This window comes from Aedoeadaptatus nemausensis, from assembly GCF_903819165.1.
Taxonomy (GTDB): Bacteria; Bacillota; Clostridia; order Tissierellales; family Peptoniphilaceae; genus Aedoeadaptatus; species Aedoeadaptatus nemausensis.
In genome coordinates this window covers 1-827 of the sequence record NZ_CAIJCS010000048.1, presented here as the reverse complement: position 1 = coordinate 827, position 827 = coordinate 1, and the positions used below count along the sequence as shown (strand labels likewise).

Below are 827 nucleotides of genomic sequence, written 5' to 3'. Positions count from 1 at the left end.
TGAAATCACGCCAAGGCTCTTTTTTGAAGAATTAAAAAATAAAAGTGGAGACATAACTGTGTGGATCAACTCTCCTGGTGGAGATTGTATAGCTGCATCGAGAATTTACACCATGCTTTTAGAGCACAAAGGAAATGTAACCATTAAGATTGATGGGCTTGCAGCATCAGCAGCATCTGTCATTGCCATGGCAGGAACTGAAGTATTGATGAGTCCTACTTCATTAATGATGATTCATAACCCTTTAACTGTAGCCATTGGTGACTCAAAAGAAATGCAAAAAGCTATAGACATGTTAAAGGAAGTCAAGGAATCAATCATCAATGCCTATGAGATTAAGACAGGTTTATCTAGAGAAGAGATTTCTAATCTAATGGATGGAGAGACTTGGTTTGATAAGAATAAGGCCATCGAGATGGGCTTTTGCGATGGAACTCTCACTGATAAAAGAAAAGATGAAAAAGTTACGAACATGGTCTTCTCAAGACGAGCAGTTACAAACTCGCTCTTAACAAAGATAAATAAAGAAGTGAAAACTCACTCAATGAGTGAGGTCGAAGGCAGATTAAACAAAATTAAAAATACTTGGAGGTAAAGATATGAACTTAAAAGAACTAATGGAAAAGAGAACTAAAGCTTGGGATGAGGCAAAATCATTTGCTGAATCTAAGAAAGATGAAAAGGGTCTAATGTCTGATGAAGACTTTAAAACATATGAAGAAATGGAAAGAACTATCGAGAATTATACTCGTGAAATTGAAAGAAAGAAGAGGGAAGAAGAAATGGATAAAACTTTAGAAAAACCTACTACTCAAGCACTAACAAAT

Annotated in this window: 1 protein-coding gene and 1 pseudogene; both read left to right on the top strand. The window is 35.6% G+C overall.

Annotated features, from left to right (window positions below):
• Positions 1 to 595 (top strand): head maturation protease, ClpP-related (locus PEPTYR26121_RS08685; RefSeq protein WP_180501032.1); only part of this gene is annotated, 595 nt, incomplete at its 5' end.
• 4 nt (positions 596 to 599) lie between these two features.
• Positions 600 to 827 (top strand): annotated as a pseudogene (locus PEPTYR26121_RS08680) (phage major capsid protein); the annotation flags it as partial.